The sequence below is a fragment of the Paenibacillus sp. FSL P2-0089 genome, assembly GCF_038595095.1.
Lineage (GTDB): Bacteria > Bacillota > Bacilli > Paenibacillales > Paenibacillaceae > Paenibacillus_AQ > Paenibacillus_AQ silagei.
The window spans coordinates 2,326,645-2,344,407 of record NZ_CP152006.1 but is presented as its reverse complement, the minus strand read 5'-3'; the positions used below and the strand labels follow the sequence as shown (position 1 = coordinate 2,344,407).

Genomic DNA, 17,763 nt, shown 5'->3' with positions numbered 1-17,763 from the left:
CCTTCTTTATGTCCGTAAAATACGGGCGGATCAACTAGTGATCGCCATGATTTCCTTTAGACGGATTAGTAATCACAAAACCTTCTTCGGGCAAGTAGAGATAATCAATCTTCACTCCGTCCAGCAGGGGCTGGTTCGGATCAAGAATGACATCGATATCCTTGTCAGTGGAGACTACAACATCGTTCTCCTTAGGCGTGTCCAGATCCAGTCCGTAGTGGGCATGGTCGCCATGGGCATGTGTAATTGCTACACGAAGCTTAAGCTCACTGTTGCCTTCAAGTTCCATGGTTTTCTTTATCACTTTAGCCGCGTTGCGGGTAATTTTGACGTTCATTCGATTCCATCTCCCAGGCCTCTATATTTTAAATACTCAATAATTCATTTTAAGGAATATGGGAGGATAAAGCAACCATTAGGAGATGGACATCCACACTTAAAGGTACAATCGTCGCTAAAATGTCATCTTCCGCTGTGCAGCGCCGCGTATTTACGGTCCATCCGCGCTGTGAACCAGCCCATCAGCAGCATCGTTACGCCAATATCGTCAATCGGTATAAACGGCATGAAATCGGGCAGCACCCAGTACAGCAGCGCCGGAATAGTGAACAGCAGCTTGTCGGCCATAGCCACATTAGGCGAAACGATATAATGCCAGGAGCTGCGGAATATATGAGACCATTGTTTGAGTGACAACAGTTTTCTGAATTTCATGAGTTATGCCTCCCTGTGTAATCTGTGTAAGCAGCAAAGGACACCGCCGCTAAGCACCTGTAAAAGGATTGCGGCTGTGCCCTTTGCTGTTATCTTACGCGAATGCGCAGGTTTCGTTTCGCTTTTAAGTAGAATTTTATCGAATTCTCCCGAGCCGGACCAACATTCACTCCGTCACCTTAACATCGTCGATCCGTGCGGTGCTGGAATGCATCCGCAGTCCGATCTTCCCTCCGGCCGGCTGCGCCGCCGTATCGGTCCACTGGATCAGCTGGGTACCGCCCGCAGATGCCGTAATCGTACTGCCGCTTACCGTCACCTTCAGCTCAGTCCACTGGCCGGGCGTGACGGCAAAGCTTACGCTGCTGACCATCGTGAGCGTTCCGGCTGTTTTTTTGAACAGCTCCGCCTTGTCACCGGAATCATTCAGCCGGAACATGTAATAATTGGAAGCATCCGCATACCGGAACAGCAGGCCGGCGTTGGCGAAGGTATTCAGCAGCTTGACTCTGGCCGAATACGTGTAATCCCTCCAGGAGGCGTCGCCTGTATAGGCAAGCGCTTCTCCTGTCCCGGAGTTCTGTGATAGAGCCTTCGTGCCGTCATCCTCCACACTCCAGGCTCCGCCAGAAGTCGTCCATCCGCTGGAATTGCCATCCTCAAAATCATCCTGGAACAACGTAACCGGCGGTGTGATCGTACCCTGGAATTCAAATGCTCCGATATCCGGCACGCCGTTATACAGCGGATTCCCGAAGAAGTCCTGTCCTCCGTTGCCTGCAACCGCCGCCCCGGCATTGATCAGCGGAGAGGAGAGCGCAAGCTTATATCCGTCTGCCGAATCGAGTCCTGTGGCCGTGCCGGGACTGATGAATCCGGGATTGCCGGTAATTTTGTTAGGATCGCTCGGAACATTTGAGTTCAGCCCGTAGAAGCTGTTGTGATCATACGTCATTCTGGGGCTGTTCGTGTATTGTCCGCTGGCACCATTATAAAAGATATTGTTCGTGTAATAGGCCATTCCTGTATTGCTCGCATGGGTCAGCGCCTTATTCTGCGTTCCCGAACGGTAGATGATGTTGTTGTAGACATAGAGATTGCCCCCGCCGTTCACCAGATGGAACACCCCGTTAGCGTCCTTATCGTTCTGGCTGATATTATAGCGGAAAATATTATTGTTCGTGTTGTTCATGACCAGCAGGGTACCGCCCTCATTGTCATAGCTGAAATTGTACTGGTAGATGCTGTCGTGCACCTCGATGTCGAAGTCCCAGGGCTGGCCGTCTCCACCCAGCATCCGGGTATCGGAGGCCTCGTTGTACTGGAAAATAGCACCCTTCGTATAATAAGCCCACTGCGCCGCAACGACAGTGATATCCTCAAGATAGTTGACGATGGATGTGTTCACATCGCAGGCTTCTCCGATGGACTTCGTCTTGTTGTATTCGATCAGCGGCGAGGCGCCGGCTCTGACCAGGATGCCGTCCCGGTGGATCTTCTCCACCACATTGCCCCGGATGACCACACCCCGGAAGGCGTCGAATTTATGTGTCCAGGCACTGTTGAAAAAAGCATCCGTCATCGTCTGAATCCCTGTATCCGCCACGTTAATGACTGTATTGTTCTCGATCAGAATATCTTCCCAGGTGCTCTCAAGTGCTGTATTGGCTCCCCGGGCATGAAAGTTGATGCCGCCTGTGCGGCGGTCTGTGCCGAAGATATCATGGATGTCGAGATTGCGGATATAGATATGCCGGAAGTTCCCCGCCCCTGCTCCTTCGCCTACGACCAGCACACCGTTTCTGCGCATATCTGTAGGCTGCTGTCCGCTTGTAATCTCCAAATTGTTGATCTCCCAGTAGGAGACATTGCGCAGCCGGACGCCGAAGCCCTCCCCGCCCACGGCGGTATTGCCGAAATCAATCAGCGGCTTGGCTCCGCTCCCGTAGCGGTCCACGGTAATCGGATTCCCCTCCGTCCCGGAGCCTTTAAGATCGAGATACTGATCATTCCATACGCTGCCTGCCTTCAAAAGAATCCGGTCCCCCGGGCTGAAGGTGACGCTGTTCACTTTGCCCAGCGTCTTCCAGGCCGCCACCTCACTGGTGCCGGAATTGCTGTCGCTGCCTTGGGCAGCATCGACGTAATAGGTGGTGCCTGCCGCCTCAGCAACCGGACCTGACAAGCCGGATAGGAGACTGAACAGTAAAAATACGATCATGCCCAGCATGGTGAATCTGCGCGGCCTGCCTTGCCTTGGATTATGTTTCACATGGTTACTTGTCATTCTAATCACTCTCCCGCAATTAGTTATAACGCTGTGATCGCCTCACCCAGCCACGCTCCCCGCTGCACAAGCCCGTTCTGAAGCTTGGCGAGATCCACCTTCCGGCTCTGTCCCTCCGCTCCGGCCGCCATCGCCGCCGCCATACCCGCCGCCTGCCCCATGGCGAAGCAGTTCGGCATCACCCGCAGTGAGCCTTGCACGACACGGTCCGAGGATGCGGCGCGCCCCGCCACCCATACATTGTCCAGTCCCACCGGCAGCATGCAGCGGTAAGGGACACCATGCGACTTCCCGGGCGGAAGATGGTGGATATGCATCGCCCCGCTGCTGCGGGCCATATGAATATCGATGAAGTAGCTGTTGCGGGCAATATCATCCGGGAAGGAAGCCATTTTCATGAAATCCTCCTGGGTCAGCACGTAATCGCCCACAATCCGCCGCGTCTCGCGGATACCGATCTGCTCGCCGGTGGACACCAGATGGGCCTGTTCGAATCCGGGCACATAAGCCCTGAAGAATTCCAGCTGGCGGTGGGCTAGCCGACGTCCCTCTATTGCCCCCCGGGTCAAGTCCTCCGCCCTGGAACCGTCGACGCCGAACACATGCCCAAAATTCACACCGACCAGATAATCGGCAATCCAAGCTAGGCCCGAGACGGAGTCCCGGCCCTGCGGCAGCTTCCCGTCAACCTGCGCCTGCTGGACGGCCTGATGGATCTGATCCGTGTCACCGCTTTCATTCCGGTATTCTTCAAAACGCTGCCGGTCCACATTCGCCAGCAGGTAGCACATAGTCGCGGCTTGAAGCTCGCCGGATTCTCCGCCCTTATTGAACGGCGCTCCCGCCAGGGCGGCCAGATCGGCGTCCCCGGTCGTATCAATAACGGTCCGGGCGCGGACCAGACTCCGGCCTGACTTGTTGACGATTACCACGCCCTCAATGCTTCGGCCGGTCTCATCCATCACCGTCTGGCTCGCCACGGTATGGAGCAGCACTTCCGCTCCGCTCTCGGTGGCAGCCTCGTCGTATACACGCTTCAGCACCTCCGGGTCGATGGGCACCCAGTCCAGCTCTGCCCCGAAGCGCTCGCGGAACTCCGGCTCACATCCGGCCTTCATCCGCTCCAGCAGTTCCAGGCCGATTCCCCGCACGACAGCCTTCTCCCCGTCACTGTAAGGACAGAAGGCTGGCACCAGGGCAACGGTGCCCATGCCGCCCAGGAAGCCGCGCTGCTCAATCAGCAGCGTCCGAGCCCCGCTGCGGGCCGCAGCTATTGCCGCTGCCACGCCCGCAGGCCCGCCGCCCGCAACCAGCACATCCACCTCGCGGGATACCGTGATCTCCTCCGCAGGCAAGGTAAATACAGTTCGATTCATTGTTGTTCCTCCTTGAAGCTATACTTAGTACTCCTCACCATTATAAGAAGGCGGAGGCTGCAACAGCGTGCAGACTGATTGCCTGTTACGGTGGACAGTTTTGACCTTTATGGCTTGGCATCATCCGTGGATGTCTCCCTGCCCTGCTCTTCCGGCGGACCTGCCTTGAATTCGCTGGGATTCCGGCCGCTGTATTTCTTGAATACCTTGGAGAAGTACGCCCGGTCGGAGAAGCCGAGAGTGTAGGCGACATTCTCCACGGTCTCGTGCGGGCGGGCCAGCATCGTGATGGCCATATTCATCTTGTACTGGTTGACGTAATCGGTGAAGTTCACGCCGGACAGCTTCTTGAAATAACGGGAGAAGTAGCTGGCATTCAGGTGCAGATGCTCTGCCATATCTGTAGAGGTGATCATCCGGTCCACATGCTCCTCCAGAAACTCATCCACCGCCTGAAGCCGGACATCCTTCTCCTCAGCAGCTGCGGGGGCCAGAGTATGCTGACGCCACAGATGCCTCAGCTCCCGCTTAGTCAGGCTGGCCGCTTCCTCGATATGAACCGTCTGTTCGAGTTGCGTGAAGAAGTCCTCCTCAGCCAGCCCGCCGGCTTCGAAGGCCAGCTGGCGCACGAGATTCCCGCAGGTCTCCTTCACCAGCCGGGGCAGCAGCCGCTCCGCCGACGCCAGCTGCGTCCACTGATTCACGGCCAGATCAATCCAGGCGGCATGCTGGTCTGCAAGCGCCAACGACAGCATACCGCGTTCCTTTTCCCCGCGCCGTTCTAACGTCTGCCCGAAATCCGCGTTACCCTCAAGCAGGGACACCGGCGTCACTGACTGATAAAAGTTATTCTCCCGGCAATCGGTGAGAGTCTTGTATAACACACCGAAGCTGCGGACCGGTGCACAGGACTCCGAATAGAACCCCCGCAGGCTAATCTTCAGATACTGCTCCACCTTATCCTGTACCGCCTGCATGAATTCAGCCAGCTTGTTCTCTGTGACGCCGGGGTCCTCCACATTCCAGACCAGATAAATATCGGCGTCCCTGCTCATAATCGGTGTAATGGAAGCCTCTGCCGCAGACAGCTCCAGCGCAATATTGTTCACGGCTGAATGGATCAGCGGAATATCCTTGTACCGGTAACGCTCGGTAACCGATGCGGCATCCATATGAATGAATCCATGACGCAGAAAGGGGTGCTTCCAGGAGATGCCCAGCCGTTCACCGAACTCCAGGGTGTTCTCCTGGCCCGCCGCACCCGACAACAGCTGCTTCAGGAAGCTCTGCTTCAGCACTTCCTTATTACGCTCAATCGCCTGGCGGAAGGAGTAGCGCTCCAACAGTTCCTCCCGGCTCTTGAAGCGGCTCATCGCTTTGGCGAGACTGCTCTTAAGCTGCTCAGGGGATAGCTCATCCTTGATCAGATAATCATCCGCCTCCAGCTGGATCGCCCGCTTCGAGTAGTGGAAATCCTCATAGCAGGTCAGGAAAATCAGGCGAACCTCCGGCTTCGTGATCCGGAAGGCATCCGCCAGCTCCAGCCCGTCCATCCCCGGCAGACCGATGTCCACAATCACAATATCCGGCAGTGCTGCATGAAACTGCTCCAGCGCATCCTCACTGCTATACGCCGAAGCCACCAGCTGCAGATCCAGCCCCAAGGGCCCAAGCAGATATTCCACGTATTCCAGCATCGGGACATCATCGTCTATCAGCATCAGGGTCATCAAGGGGAACCGCCTCCTTCTCCCGGGTCACGGGGATATATAGGGTGAACGTCATGCCTTCCTCGTCTTCTCTTGCCTGCGCGCTCAGCCGTGCGCGATATCCGTACAATACCTGCAGACGGCGTGCTGTGTTGACCAGCCCGACCCCTTTTTCCGGCCAGAGCGCAGTGTCTTCACTTCCTTGCAGACGCCGGTTCAGGCGCTGGAGCTTATCCTCCGGCATCCCGCGGCCATTATCGCTGATGCTGATCCGCAGCAGATCGGACTCGAACGCCGCTTCGAGCCGGATCGACGGATGGTCCGGACGGGCGGAGAAGCCGTGGCTGATGGCATTCTCGACAATGGGCTGAAGCAGCAGCCGGGGCAGCATCACCGCACCTTCTTCCTCGCCCACCTTGCATTCCCAGACGATATCCAGACGGTTGCGGATCTGCATCACCTGCACATAGCTGCCCAGCACCCTGCACTCCTCCGCCAGCTCCAGCGGCTTATCCGCATGCACATACACACGCAGCAGCTTCATGAGCGCATCGATCATGGCACCATGCGCCGGGTCACCGCTGAGCAGCAGATCCACCTTGATGGAATTGAGCGTATTCAGCAGAAAATGAGGCCGGATCTGCGCCGCCAGCGCTTGAAGCTCCAGCCGCCTTTTCTCCTCCTGCTCACTCTCGACCTGCTGCAGCAGCCCGTTCATATCCTCCAGCATCTGATTGAAGGCCGCCGACAGCACCGCCACCTCATCCTTGCCCTTGACGGGTATCCGCACCGCACGGTTGCCGCCGACATACTGCTTGACGCTGGCCCGCAGCAGGCTGATCGGCTTGTTCATATATCCGGCCCACAGCATGGACAGGACCAGAAACGCCAGGAAGAACAGTCCGATCAGCGAGATGGAGACCAGAAACTCCCGGTTGATATGGCTGTCGATGGAGCTGCGGGGCGTCTTGCTGGTCAGCAGCCAGCCCACCTTGGGAATACGGACCTCACTGGCCAGCAGCGGACCTTCATCCGCAGGAGCGGCTTCTCCGGTGACAGCAATGCTTCTCCCCTTCTGGTCAACCAGCGTGAGCCTGCTTAGCGCATTGCCCGTATCGAGCAGGCTGCGGAAGTAGTGGCTCGGAATGCCCACGTACAGCGTGGCCAGCTTGTCCTGGTTCAGCGGGTCGGTAATGAAGCGTACCGCATAATAATAATCCGGTGCAGCGGGGGTGCCACCGTAGGGGAACCATTGCAGCGACACTTTTTCCCGCTCATCCAGCCTGCTGCTCTCCTTAAGAAGATTCTCAGGCAGCACAGAGAACACCGGAATATTCTGGTTGCCAATCAGTATCCGGTTCTCCCGGTTGACCAGCATGATCTGCAGATCAGCATCCAGCGACTGCACCGACAGGATATTGGCCGTAGTCTTGAGCTTGTTGTAATGGGTATACACTCCGTAATTACCGAAGCTTCCCGTATTTTTGAGATAACGCAGACTCTCCAGCACGGCCGGATCATAAGCCTCAGAGAAATACACCGAGACAAACGAGATGCTGTCCACCGTTTTTTCCATTTGACTGCCGATTACCTTCAGTGTCTCCTCATTCGAACGGGCGATCTTCTCACTCACATTCTCCCGCACAGAGGTATACGACCAGAAGGTAACGACAACAAAAGGCAGCAGGATCAGGATCAGGAACGTGTATTGCAGTCTGCGATGGAAGGAAAAACGGCTTAACCATTTCATAAGAATTCCACCCCGCACTGTAATGAAAGCTTCAACGTCCCTATTATAATCCATAATCACTGCTGCCTTTGCACTTCATCCGTTATTTCTGATTGGCAGAAACTACCTTCTCGACTTCCGCTGTCATCTCACTCTTGACCTCATCGAAGCTGCGGTTGTCCAGGATGAAGCTGGCGAAGCCGTTCTCCACAATCGCTTTCAGTTCGCTGCCGTAGGGCACGCTGAAGGTGTCCGGCATTTTAATATTCGGATCGAACAGCGTCTTGGAGAGGGAAGCGGTATCGATCAGATCTGTATTTTCCCCGAAAAAGCTATTGATCAGCTCCGCCCCGTCCACGCCCTTGAACGAAGGAATCTCCTTGGTGAACTTGTAGGCTTCCTTGGACATCCAGCGGATGAAGTCATACGAGGCTTCCTTATTCGCTGATTTCGCGCCCATGGCCAGGCCGCCGCCGGAGATATTCGTCATGCCCAGTTCCTTACTGTCCACCGAACGCGGCAGCGGGGCGTACATGCTCTGGAATTCATGCGGGAATTTCTCCAGGTTCAGCGCTGCCCGGACAGCATAGCTTGGCACAGCCAGCATACTGGCATTTCCGGCAAAAAACTGCTGCAGCACATGATAGTTCGAGGCCAGCACATCGGCATACGGCTCAGCGCTCTTATCTTCCTTCTCCATCGTGCGGCGGAGGTTGAAGAAGTATTCGAAGGACGGATCGTCAAAAATCGGCTTCAAGTCTGCGCTAAGCTGCGGATGCGGCTTCTCGGTGTATGCGATAATGTTCGGATATTCTCCCCAAGTGTGGAAGTACGTTCCGAAGTGCTCGGGTGTCGTCAGCTTCTTGGCATAATCGCGGAAATCATCCCAGGTCCAGCCCATCTCAGGCAGGGACAGCCCTGCAGCTTCCAGATGATCCTTGTTGAAGACCGTCAGCCACTGCGTCGAGCTTGGCAGAATGCCGTATACCTTATCCTCCAGCTTCAGCAGCTTGGAATATTCATCCTCGGGTTTGATGCTCTCCTGTTCAAAAAAAGAGTTAAGCGGTTCCACAACACCCCGCGAAGCACGCTCCAGCAGCTCATCCTCATTCCCGGTCATGAACACATCGACCACTTCACCGCCTGCGACCAGAATATCCAGCTTCTTCATGAAATCTGTGCTGTCGCTGTTCTGGACCAGGGATTCATACTCCACTTCCACTTTATCCTGAGCTTCGTTATACGCCTGAACAGCCTGGTAGATGGGCTCTTCCGGCTTATCGGCCTTGAAGGTGTAGAATTTGATCTTAGCTTTGCCTGCAGGCTGGGCTGTGCCGGTGGTTCCAGCAGACGGATCAGCCGAGGCCGGTGCATCGGTTGCTGCTGAGGTGTTGCCTCCATTCCCGCCGCAGGCGGTGACGGAGAGCATGAGGAGCATACTGGCAAGCATAAATGGTAGTTTTTTCAAAGCAATTCCCCCTTGATTTGTTGTCTGCAGGCTCATTATACAATCTAAGCTTTGCGCACACCGTGTACAGCTATGCGGTGTGCGCGTACACTTTTTTGACCTTTACCCTTTGACTCCTCCGATGGCAATCCCGTTAATGACCTGCTTCTGGAGGATCAGGAACAGCACCAGCAGCGGCAGAATCGCGGCCACGGAGGCCATCATCATGACGGAGATCTGTGTACCGAATTCCTCCTTGAAAAATTGCATCCCCAGCGGAATCGTATACAGCTTGGTCGAATTCAGCATGATCAGCGGCCCCTGGTAATCATTCCAGGTCCAGATGAACTTGATAATCCCTACGGTCGCCAGAATCGGGCGGCTGAGCGGCAGCACGACACTCCAGAAGATACGTAAGAACCCGGCGCCGTCCAGCTCCGCCGCTTCCAGCATATCATTATGAATGCCGATCATGAACTGGCGCAGCAGGAAGGTGAAATAGCTGGAGAACATCCCCATCAGGATCAGCGCCGCATGGGAGTCATAGAGGCCCAGCTCCTTAATCATAATATAGCGCGGAACAAGCGTGGCCTGCTCGGGAATCATCATGAACGCCAGCATCAGGGTGAAGATCAGCGCTCTGCCCTTGAAATCCAGCTTGGCGAGCGCATACCCGGCCATCGCCGAGATGACAATCGTAGCCAGCGTGGAGATCAGGGCGATTTTGAGCGAGTTCATATAGAATAATCCAAACGCCACATCGCCCATCCATACGGCCTTGAAGTTGGCGACCAGATTCCAGTCGGTGGGAATCCACTGAATCGGGAAGGTCCAGACCTCTTTCTCCGTCTTGGAGGCAGCCGACAGCATCCAGACCAGCGGCATCAGGAAGAATACCGAGCACAGGGCGAACAGGACCGTGAAGATCAGATTGCCGGGCTTAAGTTTTTTCATTGTCATTGCCTTTCGTTCCTTTCGCCTTGGACTAGTAATGGACCTTACGGTTCTGGGTTATCCAGGTAATGGAGGTCACCAGCATAATGATCAGGAACAGCACCCAGGACATCGCTGAGGCGTAGCCCATTTTGAAGCGCTCGAATCCTTCTTCATAGATCTGGTACACGATAACGGTACTGGAATAGTTAGGCCCGCCGCCGGTCAGGAACTTGATCATGTCGAAGATTTTGAAGGAAGAGATCGTGCTCGTTATGGCCAGGAAAAAGGTAGTCGGCCCCAGCAGCGGCAGCGTAATCCGCCGGAACTGTCCGATCCCGCTGGCCCCGTCAATCGTCGCCGCCTCATACAGCTCCTCTGGAATATTCGTCATCCCCGCCAGGAAAATAATCATCTGATAGCCCAGCAGCTGCCAGACATAGATAATCATAATGGCAATCAGCGAGAAGCTGGTATCGACCAGCCAGCGCGGCGGTTCGGATACTCCAAGCTGCATCAGAATCTGATTGACCGGCCCCTTGGACGGATGGTAGAGCGCTTGCCAGACTGCGGCGATGGCTACCGTGGAACAGATATAAGGTACAAAGAAGGCTACCTTGAAAAAGGTCTTGGCATACAGCTTCTTATGAATCAGCGCCGAGAGAACTACTCCCAGCAGCATCGTGACCGGCACTGTGCCGACCGTGAACAGCACATTATTCTTCAGGGCCAGCAGGAAGCGGTTGTCCCTGAACAGCTCGATAAAGTTATCAAGACCGACAAAGTTAATCGCCGACAAGCCGCCGACAAGGTTCCACTCCGTCAGACTGAGGAACAGGCTGAACAGCAGCGGGAACACTGCGATGACCAGCATCCCGATCACCTCCGGCGCAATGAACAGCCATCCGGCGAGCTGCTCCCGTCTCTTGCGCGTCCAATACGTACCGGCTGCGGGCTTGGCCGTTTTCCGGGTAACCGCAGATTCACTCATTGCAATCTCTCCCTTGCAGTTTCAGCTTGGTTGTCCGGCAGATAGCCGCCTTCTTCCCGGAGACGGGCGCGAAGGAGGGGGACATCTACGGCATGGACATCGCCTCCGGTCTGAGCGGCAGCCAGTGCCGCAGCAAGTCCGGCAGCTTCGCCCATCGCCAGGCAGACCGGCATCACACGCACGCTGCCGAGCACCCTGCGGTCACAGGAGATAGACCGTCCGGCGACCAGAACGTTGCGTAGTCCGCGCGGCGTAAGACAGCGGTACGGAATGCCGTGCGATTCGCCCGGCCCGTAGAGCGTGATGGACTGGCTGGATCCGGCGCCGCTCTGCTGCTCCTTCTGTGTGCCATGCACATCAATGAAGTAGCTGTTGCGGCAGATCTCATCATCGAAGCTTCTGCGGGAGATGTAATCCTCCGCAGTCAGGACATAATCGCCGGTAATCCGCCGGGATTCCCGCGTGCCGATCAGTGTGCCTGTGCTCATCACTACCGCATTGCCGAAGGCCGCAGGGTGTACAGCGGCAAGCATGTCCCGGTAGGCGGCCGCCATCTTACGTCCCTCTACCAGTGCCCCGGATACGGAGAAGGCATTCGTGTTGTCAATTCCCCAGAGATGTCCGGCATTGAAGCCTACGGCACGCGGAGCTACCATATTGTTGCACAGATGCGTATCCGGAATGCCCGGATATTCTCCTGAGCGGACCACCTCATGGATCGGGCTGTGCGGGTTCTCCGCATGGAGCTTCGGCCCATTCACATAAGCATAATCATCCACGTTGCCCAGTATGAAGCAATGGGTCGCGGGCTGAAGCTCGCCGGTCGCTTCGTCCCCCATTTGGTACTCGGCACCTGCCCATGCAGCAACATCGCCATCTCCTGTGCAATCGATATACACGGCGGCCCGGAAGGCCTGCAGGCCGCTTTTATTGAGAAGGAGGAGTGTGGTGATGTTGCCGTGGTCGTCTCTATCCACATCCGCAAGCGAGGTCAGGAACAGGATGTGGGCACCCGACTCCGTTACGAGATCGTCATAGACCCGCCTCAGCTTCTCCGGTTCGATCGGCACCCAGTCCATCGCATCCTCCGGCACATGCGGCATTTGAGCCTTTAAGGTATTGAACACCTTGGCCGCGAGACCACGGTAGACCATCTTCTCTTTGTCCGAGAATGGGCACCAGGCCGGTACCAGGCCGGAGGTTCCCATTCCTCCAAGGCTCCCGGTCGCTTCGACCAGCAGTGTCCGCGCCCCTTCCCTGGCCGCCGCCGCTGCGGCGGTGCAGCCCGCCGGCCCGCCTCCGACTACAATTACGTCGTAGGAGGCGTTCAGTGGGATTGGTTTACTTTTCAGCGTATACGTATCGTTCTCCATTTGGCTCTCACTTTCCCGGCGGGTAGTCCTCTTTCCGTGAAGCCCTCCGCCGCTCTTCTATACGCTAATTTTAGCAAGAGACTTTGGCTGATACGGTATAGCTTTCATACGCGTTAATGTGTATTATTTTGACCTCATTTCCAGCCCTAAGCGCCTGCGCTAACAAGCGCAGATAGGCGTTAACATACCAAAAAAACCGTTCTTACAGAAGTAGGAGGTCTCCCTCCAACTCTATGAAAGAACAGTTTCTTGGGTCAGGTATGTGGTGGCTGGTGGCAGTGGCAGCATCCCGCGAATCAGGGGCACTTACACACCTCATTGGCTCACCCAGCCAACTTTTGCTGAAATCAGGGGCACTTATGCTCTTCATCCCCACACAAAAAAAGGATACAGCCGCAAAGCATCATTTGGTCAGGATTGCGGCCGTGCCCTTTGCTGTTATCTTACGCAAATTTGCAGAGATTGTTTCATTTTTATTTCAAATTCGACAGAATCGCACTTAGAATCAGGCCGGTGTCCAGCGCCATATCCTCAAAATCAGCCACGGGCAGCGGATTCTTGCCCACTCCCAGCTCTACGGTGAAGCCCGGCTTGCGGAAGCGCTCGATGAACCAGTCCTTGTAGCCGGCATCGCTGCCGGTCAGCTCCACCGCCCTGTAGCCGCTCACCGCCGCAAGCGCCGCTGCCCACTGCTTGCTCTCCGGCGGCTCATAGCCCCGGTAGTTCCAGTAGATCTCTGCCCCCTGGCTGTGCAGGGATACGGCGGCATCGCCCGGAACCCGCTCGGCCAGCGCCGCCAGTGCCGCCGCCTCCGGCTCACTGAGCGGCGCCGGGCCGCTGTAATCGCGCGGTGCCGGGCCGGGCACCTGCCGCCGGTCGCGTTCCTCCTCCCAGTGTGCGGGGAACTGGTCTCCAAGATCGACACCGCGGATGTTCGCCTTCCAGTGCCGGAAGCTGCGCCTGCCGCAGTTCCACCTCATCAGCTCTGCATAATGAGGATGGTCCGGCATCGCCCCTTCCTGCACCAGCTCGACACCGTCGGGATTCGCCATCGGCACGGCCCAGAGTGTCCAGTCCCGGTGCCAGTCCACAGGCTGACGCCCGTGCCAGTCCGCACCTGATTCATAAGCAGCCGCATATTCTTCAAGAAAGCTCATCAGGCACGGGGACGTCAACCATTCGTTGGCATGCAGCGCGGCATTCACATGCAGGTGGCGCGGGCCGCTGCCGATCCGCAGCAGACGGAGCGGCTTGCCGAGCACACTGTGGCCTATAACCTCGCTGCTGACAAAAGAATAGCGGGCCGCAAGTCTTGCAGCATCCGCCTCAATCTCAGCCGGTCCGTATTCCCCGTGCAGATAAACCTCTGTCCCCCGGGTGGCCGCCGGAATCACCAGCACCTTGCCCGACAGGCAGATACGTCCCGAGCTTACCCCGGGATTCAGCATCTCCAGCTCATCTATGCCAACCCCGAACAAGGACGCGATGCTCTGCGCATCGTCCCCCGCCTGCACCGCATACCGCTTGCGCGGGGCAGACGGCAGGAACAGCACCTGCCCCGGATATAAATACGGCTGGCTGCCAGCCCATGGATTCCCCTGTATGACATGCTCCGGTGTCAATCCGTGTCTTGCGGCGATACGGCTTACGGTATCTCCCCTGCGGGCAATGTATTGCTGCATAGGTCTCATCCTCCCGGCCCTCTTGTGCCGGCGTCCCTAACATCCTCCGTGATGACATGCGGGACCCGGCCCTCATGCCTAGTATATGAGCAGCAGCAGCGGGTCATGTGGAAATGTAGCAACTTGGAGGTTTGTCCCTATTCAGTTCGCCGCTGCAATGCTCTCATCCTACAGAGTAGATACTTGCCATACTACCGGCGTCCTGCTGATCTGCTCGCCCAGCCAGTCCCGGGCAATCCGCTGGAAGATTTCCGCATCTCCGCTGCAGAAGAACTGGTGAATCGGACTCTCATCCCCGCGCGCCAGCTGGCCTTTATCGTAGAGGATGGTGCTGATCTCCCGCGCCGTCTCATCCGCCGAGCTGATCAGCTTGACGCCGGGTCCCATCACCCTGCCGATCGGCTCCACCAGAAACGGATAATGGGTGCAGCCGAGAATCAGCGTATCGATCGGCTCGTACTTGATGCCGTTCAGTGATTCAGCCACCGCCAGATGGCTCTCCTCCGAGCGGAATAACCCCTGCTCTACGTAGGGCACAAGCGCCGGGCAGGCTTGGCTGACCACCTGAACAAAGGGAGACAACTGCTTCAGCGCCGCCGTATAGGCACCGCTTGTAATCGTGCCGATGGTGCCGATCACGCCGACCTGTCCGCTCTTGGATGCGCTGATGGCGGCGCGGGCACCGGGGTGAATGACTCCGATCACAGGAATGGCTACCTTGGCGGAGATATAATCAAGCGCTGCTGCCGTTGCTGTGTTGCAAGCAATGACGATCATTTTAGGATTAAATTGAATTAAATAGTCCACGATCTGTTCAGTGAACAATTTCACTTCCTCAGTGGAACGGGGTCCGTACGGGGCTCTTGCCGTATCGCCGAAATAGATGATTTTCTCCCGGGGGAGCTGTCGCATCACTTCCTTGACTACGGTCAATCCTCCAACGCCTGAGTCTAATATTGCTATTGCCTGCTGCACGAACACACCGCATCCTTTAACTCGTTTTGTGTAGCTTATGTAAGGCTGGAATAATGTGTACCAGGATTTCAGCCCCAATTGCAGATATTACCCCATTTGCCGGTTCAGTTCAAGTAGGGAAGATAGCGGAGCCATAATGCAGACCCACCCGAAGCATACCGCCACATGCAAAAGCCGCCTCCCGCCTGTGAAGCGGAAAACGGCTCCATACCTTTTATATCAAGCTTAGGACAGCTTCCCTGCGGTTTTGCCATCCTCGATAGCTTCCGCTACAGCGGCATCTGTACCGGTCACAGCTTCGATCTCAGCCTCCACCACTGCCGCTTCTTCAGCAGCCTCATATGCAGCCACCTCGTCACGCACGGCTTCCACTGCATCGGTAACTTCCACAGCCTGCTCCGCAATGCCGCTTACAGTAGCTACATCTGCTTCTTCCACCGCATCCTTGACGGATTTGCTCCATTCCTTGACTTCGCTTACCACCGAGACTACAGCTTCTTTGGCCTTACAGTAGATCTCAGTGGTCTTCTCGCCGGCCTGGCCGGCAATAACCTGAACCTTATCCACAGCTTCCGTTGTGCCTTCAGCAATATCCTTGCGCAGCTCCTTACCCGGCTTAGGGGCGAACAGCAGCGCTGTCACCGATCCCACAATACTGCCGGCGAGTACGCCCCAGAGCAAGCTTTTGTTATCTTTTTTCATCATCAATCTCTCCTTTGGATTCTAAGTGCCTCTGCCCGGCCACCCGGGCGATCGCCTATTTCTGCTATATCATAAGCATAGAGAGGATGTCCTGTGACTGTTCAGCCCCTGATTTCGGAAGTTTTCTGCTCAGGGTTCGGCGTGATTGCATACCGGCAGCATTGGCCGCCTTCCGCCATACACTCACTGCGTGTCACCTTCGCTTCCAGCAGCTCCTCGAACAAATGCTGCTCGCACTGGCAGGCCTTGCGGTACTGGGTAGCCACCTGACGAATGGGACAATTATACTCCCTCAGTGTGTATGAGCCGTCCTCTTCCTTGCTCCACTCCGCCATATAGCCCCCGGCATTCTGAATGGTTGACAGCTCCGCCACCCGCTCCTCCAGATCACGGCTCTTCATCATCGAACTGTACTGGGCAAGCATCCGCCGCTTGCGGCCTTCAAACAGTATATTGACCGCATCCGCCCCGCTCCCGTGGTCCAGCTCCCGCAGCAGCTCCAGCGCCAGATTGTGATAGCTTTTGGGAAAATGATCCTCCGCCCGCTCGGTAAGCGAATATACATGCATCGGACGTCCCATGGCCTGGCGCACAACCTTGGTCTTGGCAAGCGACTCCTGCTCCAGCTGAAGCACATGGCGGCGGACACCCATCTCGGTAATTCCCAATTCCTCGGCAAGAGCGCTGATCGTCAGTGGACCTCTCATCTTCAGCAGCGTCATAATCATCCGCCGGGTTGAACCGCTCTCCTGACCCTTCTTCGCCATAAAGGACCTCCTTTCTGTCTGTATGCACACAGCCCCGGCTCAGCTAACCCGTGACCCCGCTGCCCAGCTCCTGATCCAGATACCTGCGCACCTCGCAGGCGAACTTCTCCAGAATATCCGGCAGCGTCCGGGTCATGGGGTGCAGCTCTCTGCGTTCCCATACGAAATAATCCTGAACCAGCGGCTTACGCAAGGCTACAAGCGAAGTCAGATCCTCGTAGATCCCGCTGTCTCCCAGCACCTTTTCCTCATGGATAATAGATATAATATCCTCGTAGCTTCCGGCATCACGCATAATGAAACCGTCAATCAGACAGCTGCCCACATCCGTCACGACTTCAACGGCCAGATGTAAGCACCGTTCCTGCACCAGACCCAGCAGCGTACTGCCGTCCCAGGAAGAAGCTGCATGTGCTAGACCTTCATTAAGATCAGGGATCTGTTCAAGAATAACTTCTATTTGCTTCCGGTTGACATAATACACAGCTGACCCTCCACCCTGCGGTATTTAGTGACCTTCCTTAACATGAACTGCCGTTATTTCCCCCGCCTGCCCCGGCGCTTCAGCCAGAACACCATCACGACACACGCCGCCATAAAAACAATCAGATACGTCAATGCTTCCATCGGATACTCAAGCTCACGCATTCCGCTCACCGCTTTCCGTGCTTAATGGGTTCCAGCCTTGCAAGTCGTGCAGTCTCAGATCTCGTAATCGACCGCTACCGACAGCTCCTTGACCTCGTTGATATGGGCAATGACTTCCTTGTGAGCCGGGTGCACCTGATACGCCTGCAGATCCTCCATCGAGGCAACAACCGTGACCAGGGCGATATCGAACGAACGCTCCGAGTGAATCAGATCGGCCCCGACTTCAATGGACAGCAGCTGCGGAATTCTTCCTTCCATATTACGGAGGACTGCAACAGTCTCTGCGACCTTGTCCGGGGACCGGTCCTTTAATTTGAAGAAAACAATATGCTTGATCATCTATCCCGCTCCCAGCCTGATTAATGTGAAATTGATTACTCAAAATATATCATAAACTGCAGCATTACTGAAACAATCTTGGTTCATG

General features: G+C 56.0%; 16 protein-coding genes. All 16 read right to left on the bottom strand.

The window, feature by feature from the left end; translation table 11 throughout:
* Positions 1-34: 34 nt before the first annotated feature.
* The 16 genes from NST69_RS09480 to NST69_RS09405 all read right to left on the bottom strand — a co-directional run bounded on the left by NST69_RS09480 (position 35) and on the right by NST69_RS09405 (position 17,675).
* Positions 35-337: a heme biosynthesis protein HemY gene (locus NST69_RS09480; protein WP_036702251.1), complete on the bottom strand. Its 303-nt coding sequence runs from the start codon at positions 335-337 to the stop codon at positions 35-37.
* Between the two features lie 125 nt (positions 338-462).
* Entirely contained in the window at positions 463-714 is a 252-nt protein-coding gene (locus NST69_RS09475; protein WP_036725259.1) for a hypothetical protein, read from the bottom strand.
* Between the two features lie 166 nt (positions 715-880).
* The gene (locus NST69_RS09470; RefSeq protein ID WP_340954203.1) at positions 881-3,001 is read right to left on the bottom strand and encodes a family 16 glycoside hydrolase; all 2,121 of its coding nucleotides are present in this window, start codon (positions 2,999-3,001) and stop codon (positions 881-883) included.
* 23 nt (positions 3,002-3,024) lie between these two features.
* Positions 3,025-4,377, bottom strand: a complete 1,353-nt coding sequence (locus NST69_RS09465) for an FAD-dependent oxidoreductase (RefSeq protein WP_340954205.1) — start codon at positions 4,375-4,377, stop codon at positions 3,025-3,027.
* Between the two features lie 107 nt (positions 4,378-4,484).
* Positions 4,485-6,107 (bottom strand): helix-turn-helix domain-containing protein, encoded by a 1,623-nt coding sequence (locus NST69_RS09460; RefSeq protein WP_340958095.1) that lies wholly within the window; start codon positions 6,105-6,107, stop codon positions 4,485-4,487.
* Positions 6,082-7,836, bottom strand: coding sequence for a histidine kinase (locus tag NST69_RS09455; protein WP_340954206.1), 1,755 nt, complete (start codon positions 7,834-7,836; stop codon positions 6,082-6,084). Before NST69_RS09455 ends, NST69_RS09460 begins: the two co-directional genes overlap by 26 nt.
* Before the next feature lie 82 nt (positions 7,837-7,918).
* Entirely contained in the window at positions 7,919-9,283 is a 1,365-nt protein-coding gene (locus NST69_RS09450; RefSeq protein WP_162174689.1) for an extracellular solute-binding protein, read from the bottom strand.
* A gap of 102 nt (positions 9,284-9,385) precedes the next feature.
* Positions 9,386-10,222 carry a carbohydrate ABC transporter permease gene (locus tag NST69_RS09445; RefSeq protein ID WP_209874339.1) on the bottom strand — a complete coding sequence of 279 codons (837 nt, stop codon included), beginning with the start codon at positions 10,220-10,222 and terminating at the stop codon, positions 9,386-9,388.
* 25 nt (positions 10,223-10,247) lie between these two features.
* Positions 10,248-11,186, bottom strand: coding sequence for a sugar ABC transporter permease (locus NST69_RS09440; RefSeq protein WP_339255324.1), 939 nt, complete (start codon positions 11,184-11,186; stop codon positions 10,248-10,250).
* Positions 11,183-12,559: an FAD-dependent oxidoreductase gene (locus NST69_RS09435; protein WP_209874345.1), complete on the bottom strand. Its 1,377-nt coding sequence runs from the start codon at positions 12,557-12,559 to the stop codon at positions 11,183-11,185. Before NST69_RS09435 ends, NST69_RS09440 begins: the two co-directional genes overlap by 4 nt.
* Before the next feature lie 473 nt (positions 12,560-13,032).
* Positions 13,033-14,241: a M14 family zinc carboxypeptidase gene (locus tag NST69_RS09430; RefSeq protein WP_340954210.1), complete on the bottom strand. Its 1,209-nt coding sequence runs from the start codon at positions 14,239-14,241 to the stop codon at positions 13,033-13,035.
* Positions 14,242-14,409: 168 nt separating this feature from the next.
* Positions 14,410-15,216, bottom strand: a complete 807-nt coding sequence (racE, locus tag NST69_RS09425) for a glutamate racemase (RefSeq protein ID WP_036725271.1) — start codon at positions 15,214-15,216, stop codon at positions 14,410-14,412.
* A gap of 225 nt (positions 15,217-15,441) precedes the next feature.
* A complete protein-coding gene (locus NST69_RS09420; RefSeq protein ID WP_340954213.1) occupies positions 15,442-15,921 on the bottom strand; it encodes a YtxH domain-containing protein in 480 nt (159 codons plus the stop codon).
* Between the two features lie 98 nt (positions 15,922-16,019).
* On the bottom strand, positions 16,020-16,685 hold the full coding sequence (locus tag NST69_RS09415) for a metalloregulator ArsR/SmtB family transcription factor (protein ID WP_036725272.1): 666 nt from the start codon (positions 16,683-16,685) through the stop codon (positions 16,020-16,022).
* Between the two features lie 43 nt (positions 16,686-16,728).
* Positions 16,729-17,169 carry a HepT-like ribonuclease domain-containing protein gene (locus NST69_RS09410; RefSeq protein WP_036725274.1) on the bottom strand — a complete coding sequence of 147 codons (441 nt, stop codon included), beginning with the start codon at positions 17,167-17,169 and terminating at the stop codon, positions 16,729-16,731.
* Between the two features lie 218 nt (positions 17,170-17,387).
* On the bottom strand, positions 17,388-17,675 hold the full coding sequence (locus NST69_RS09405) for a Dabb family protein (protein WP_036702274.1): 288 nt from the start codon (positions 17,673-17,675) through the stop codon (positions 17,388-17,390).
* Between the last annotated feature and the right edge of the window lie 88 nt (positions 17,676-17,763).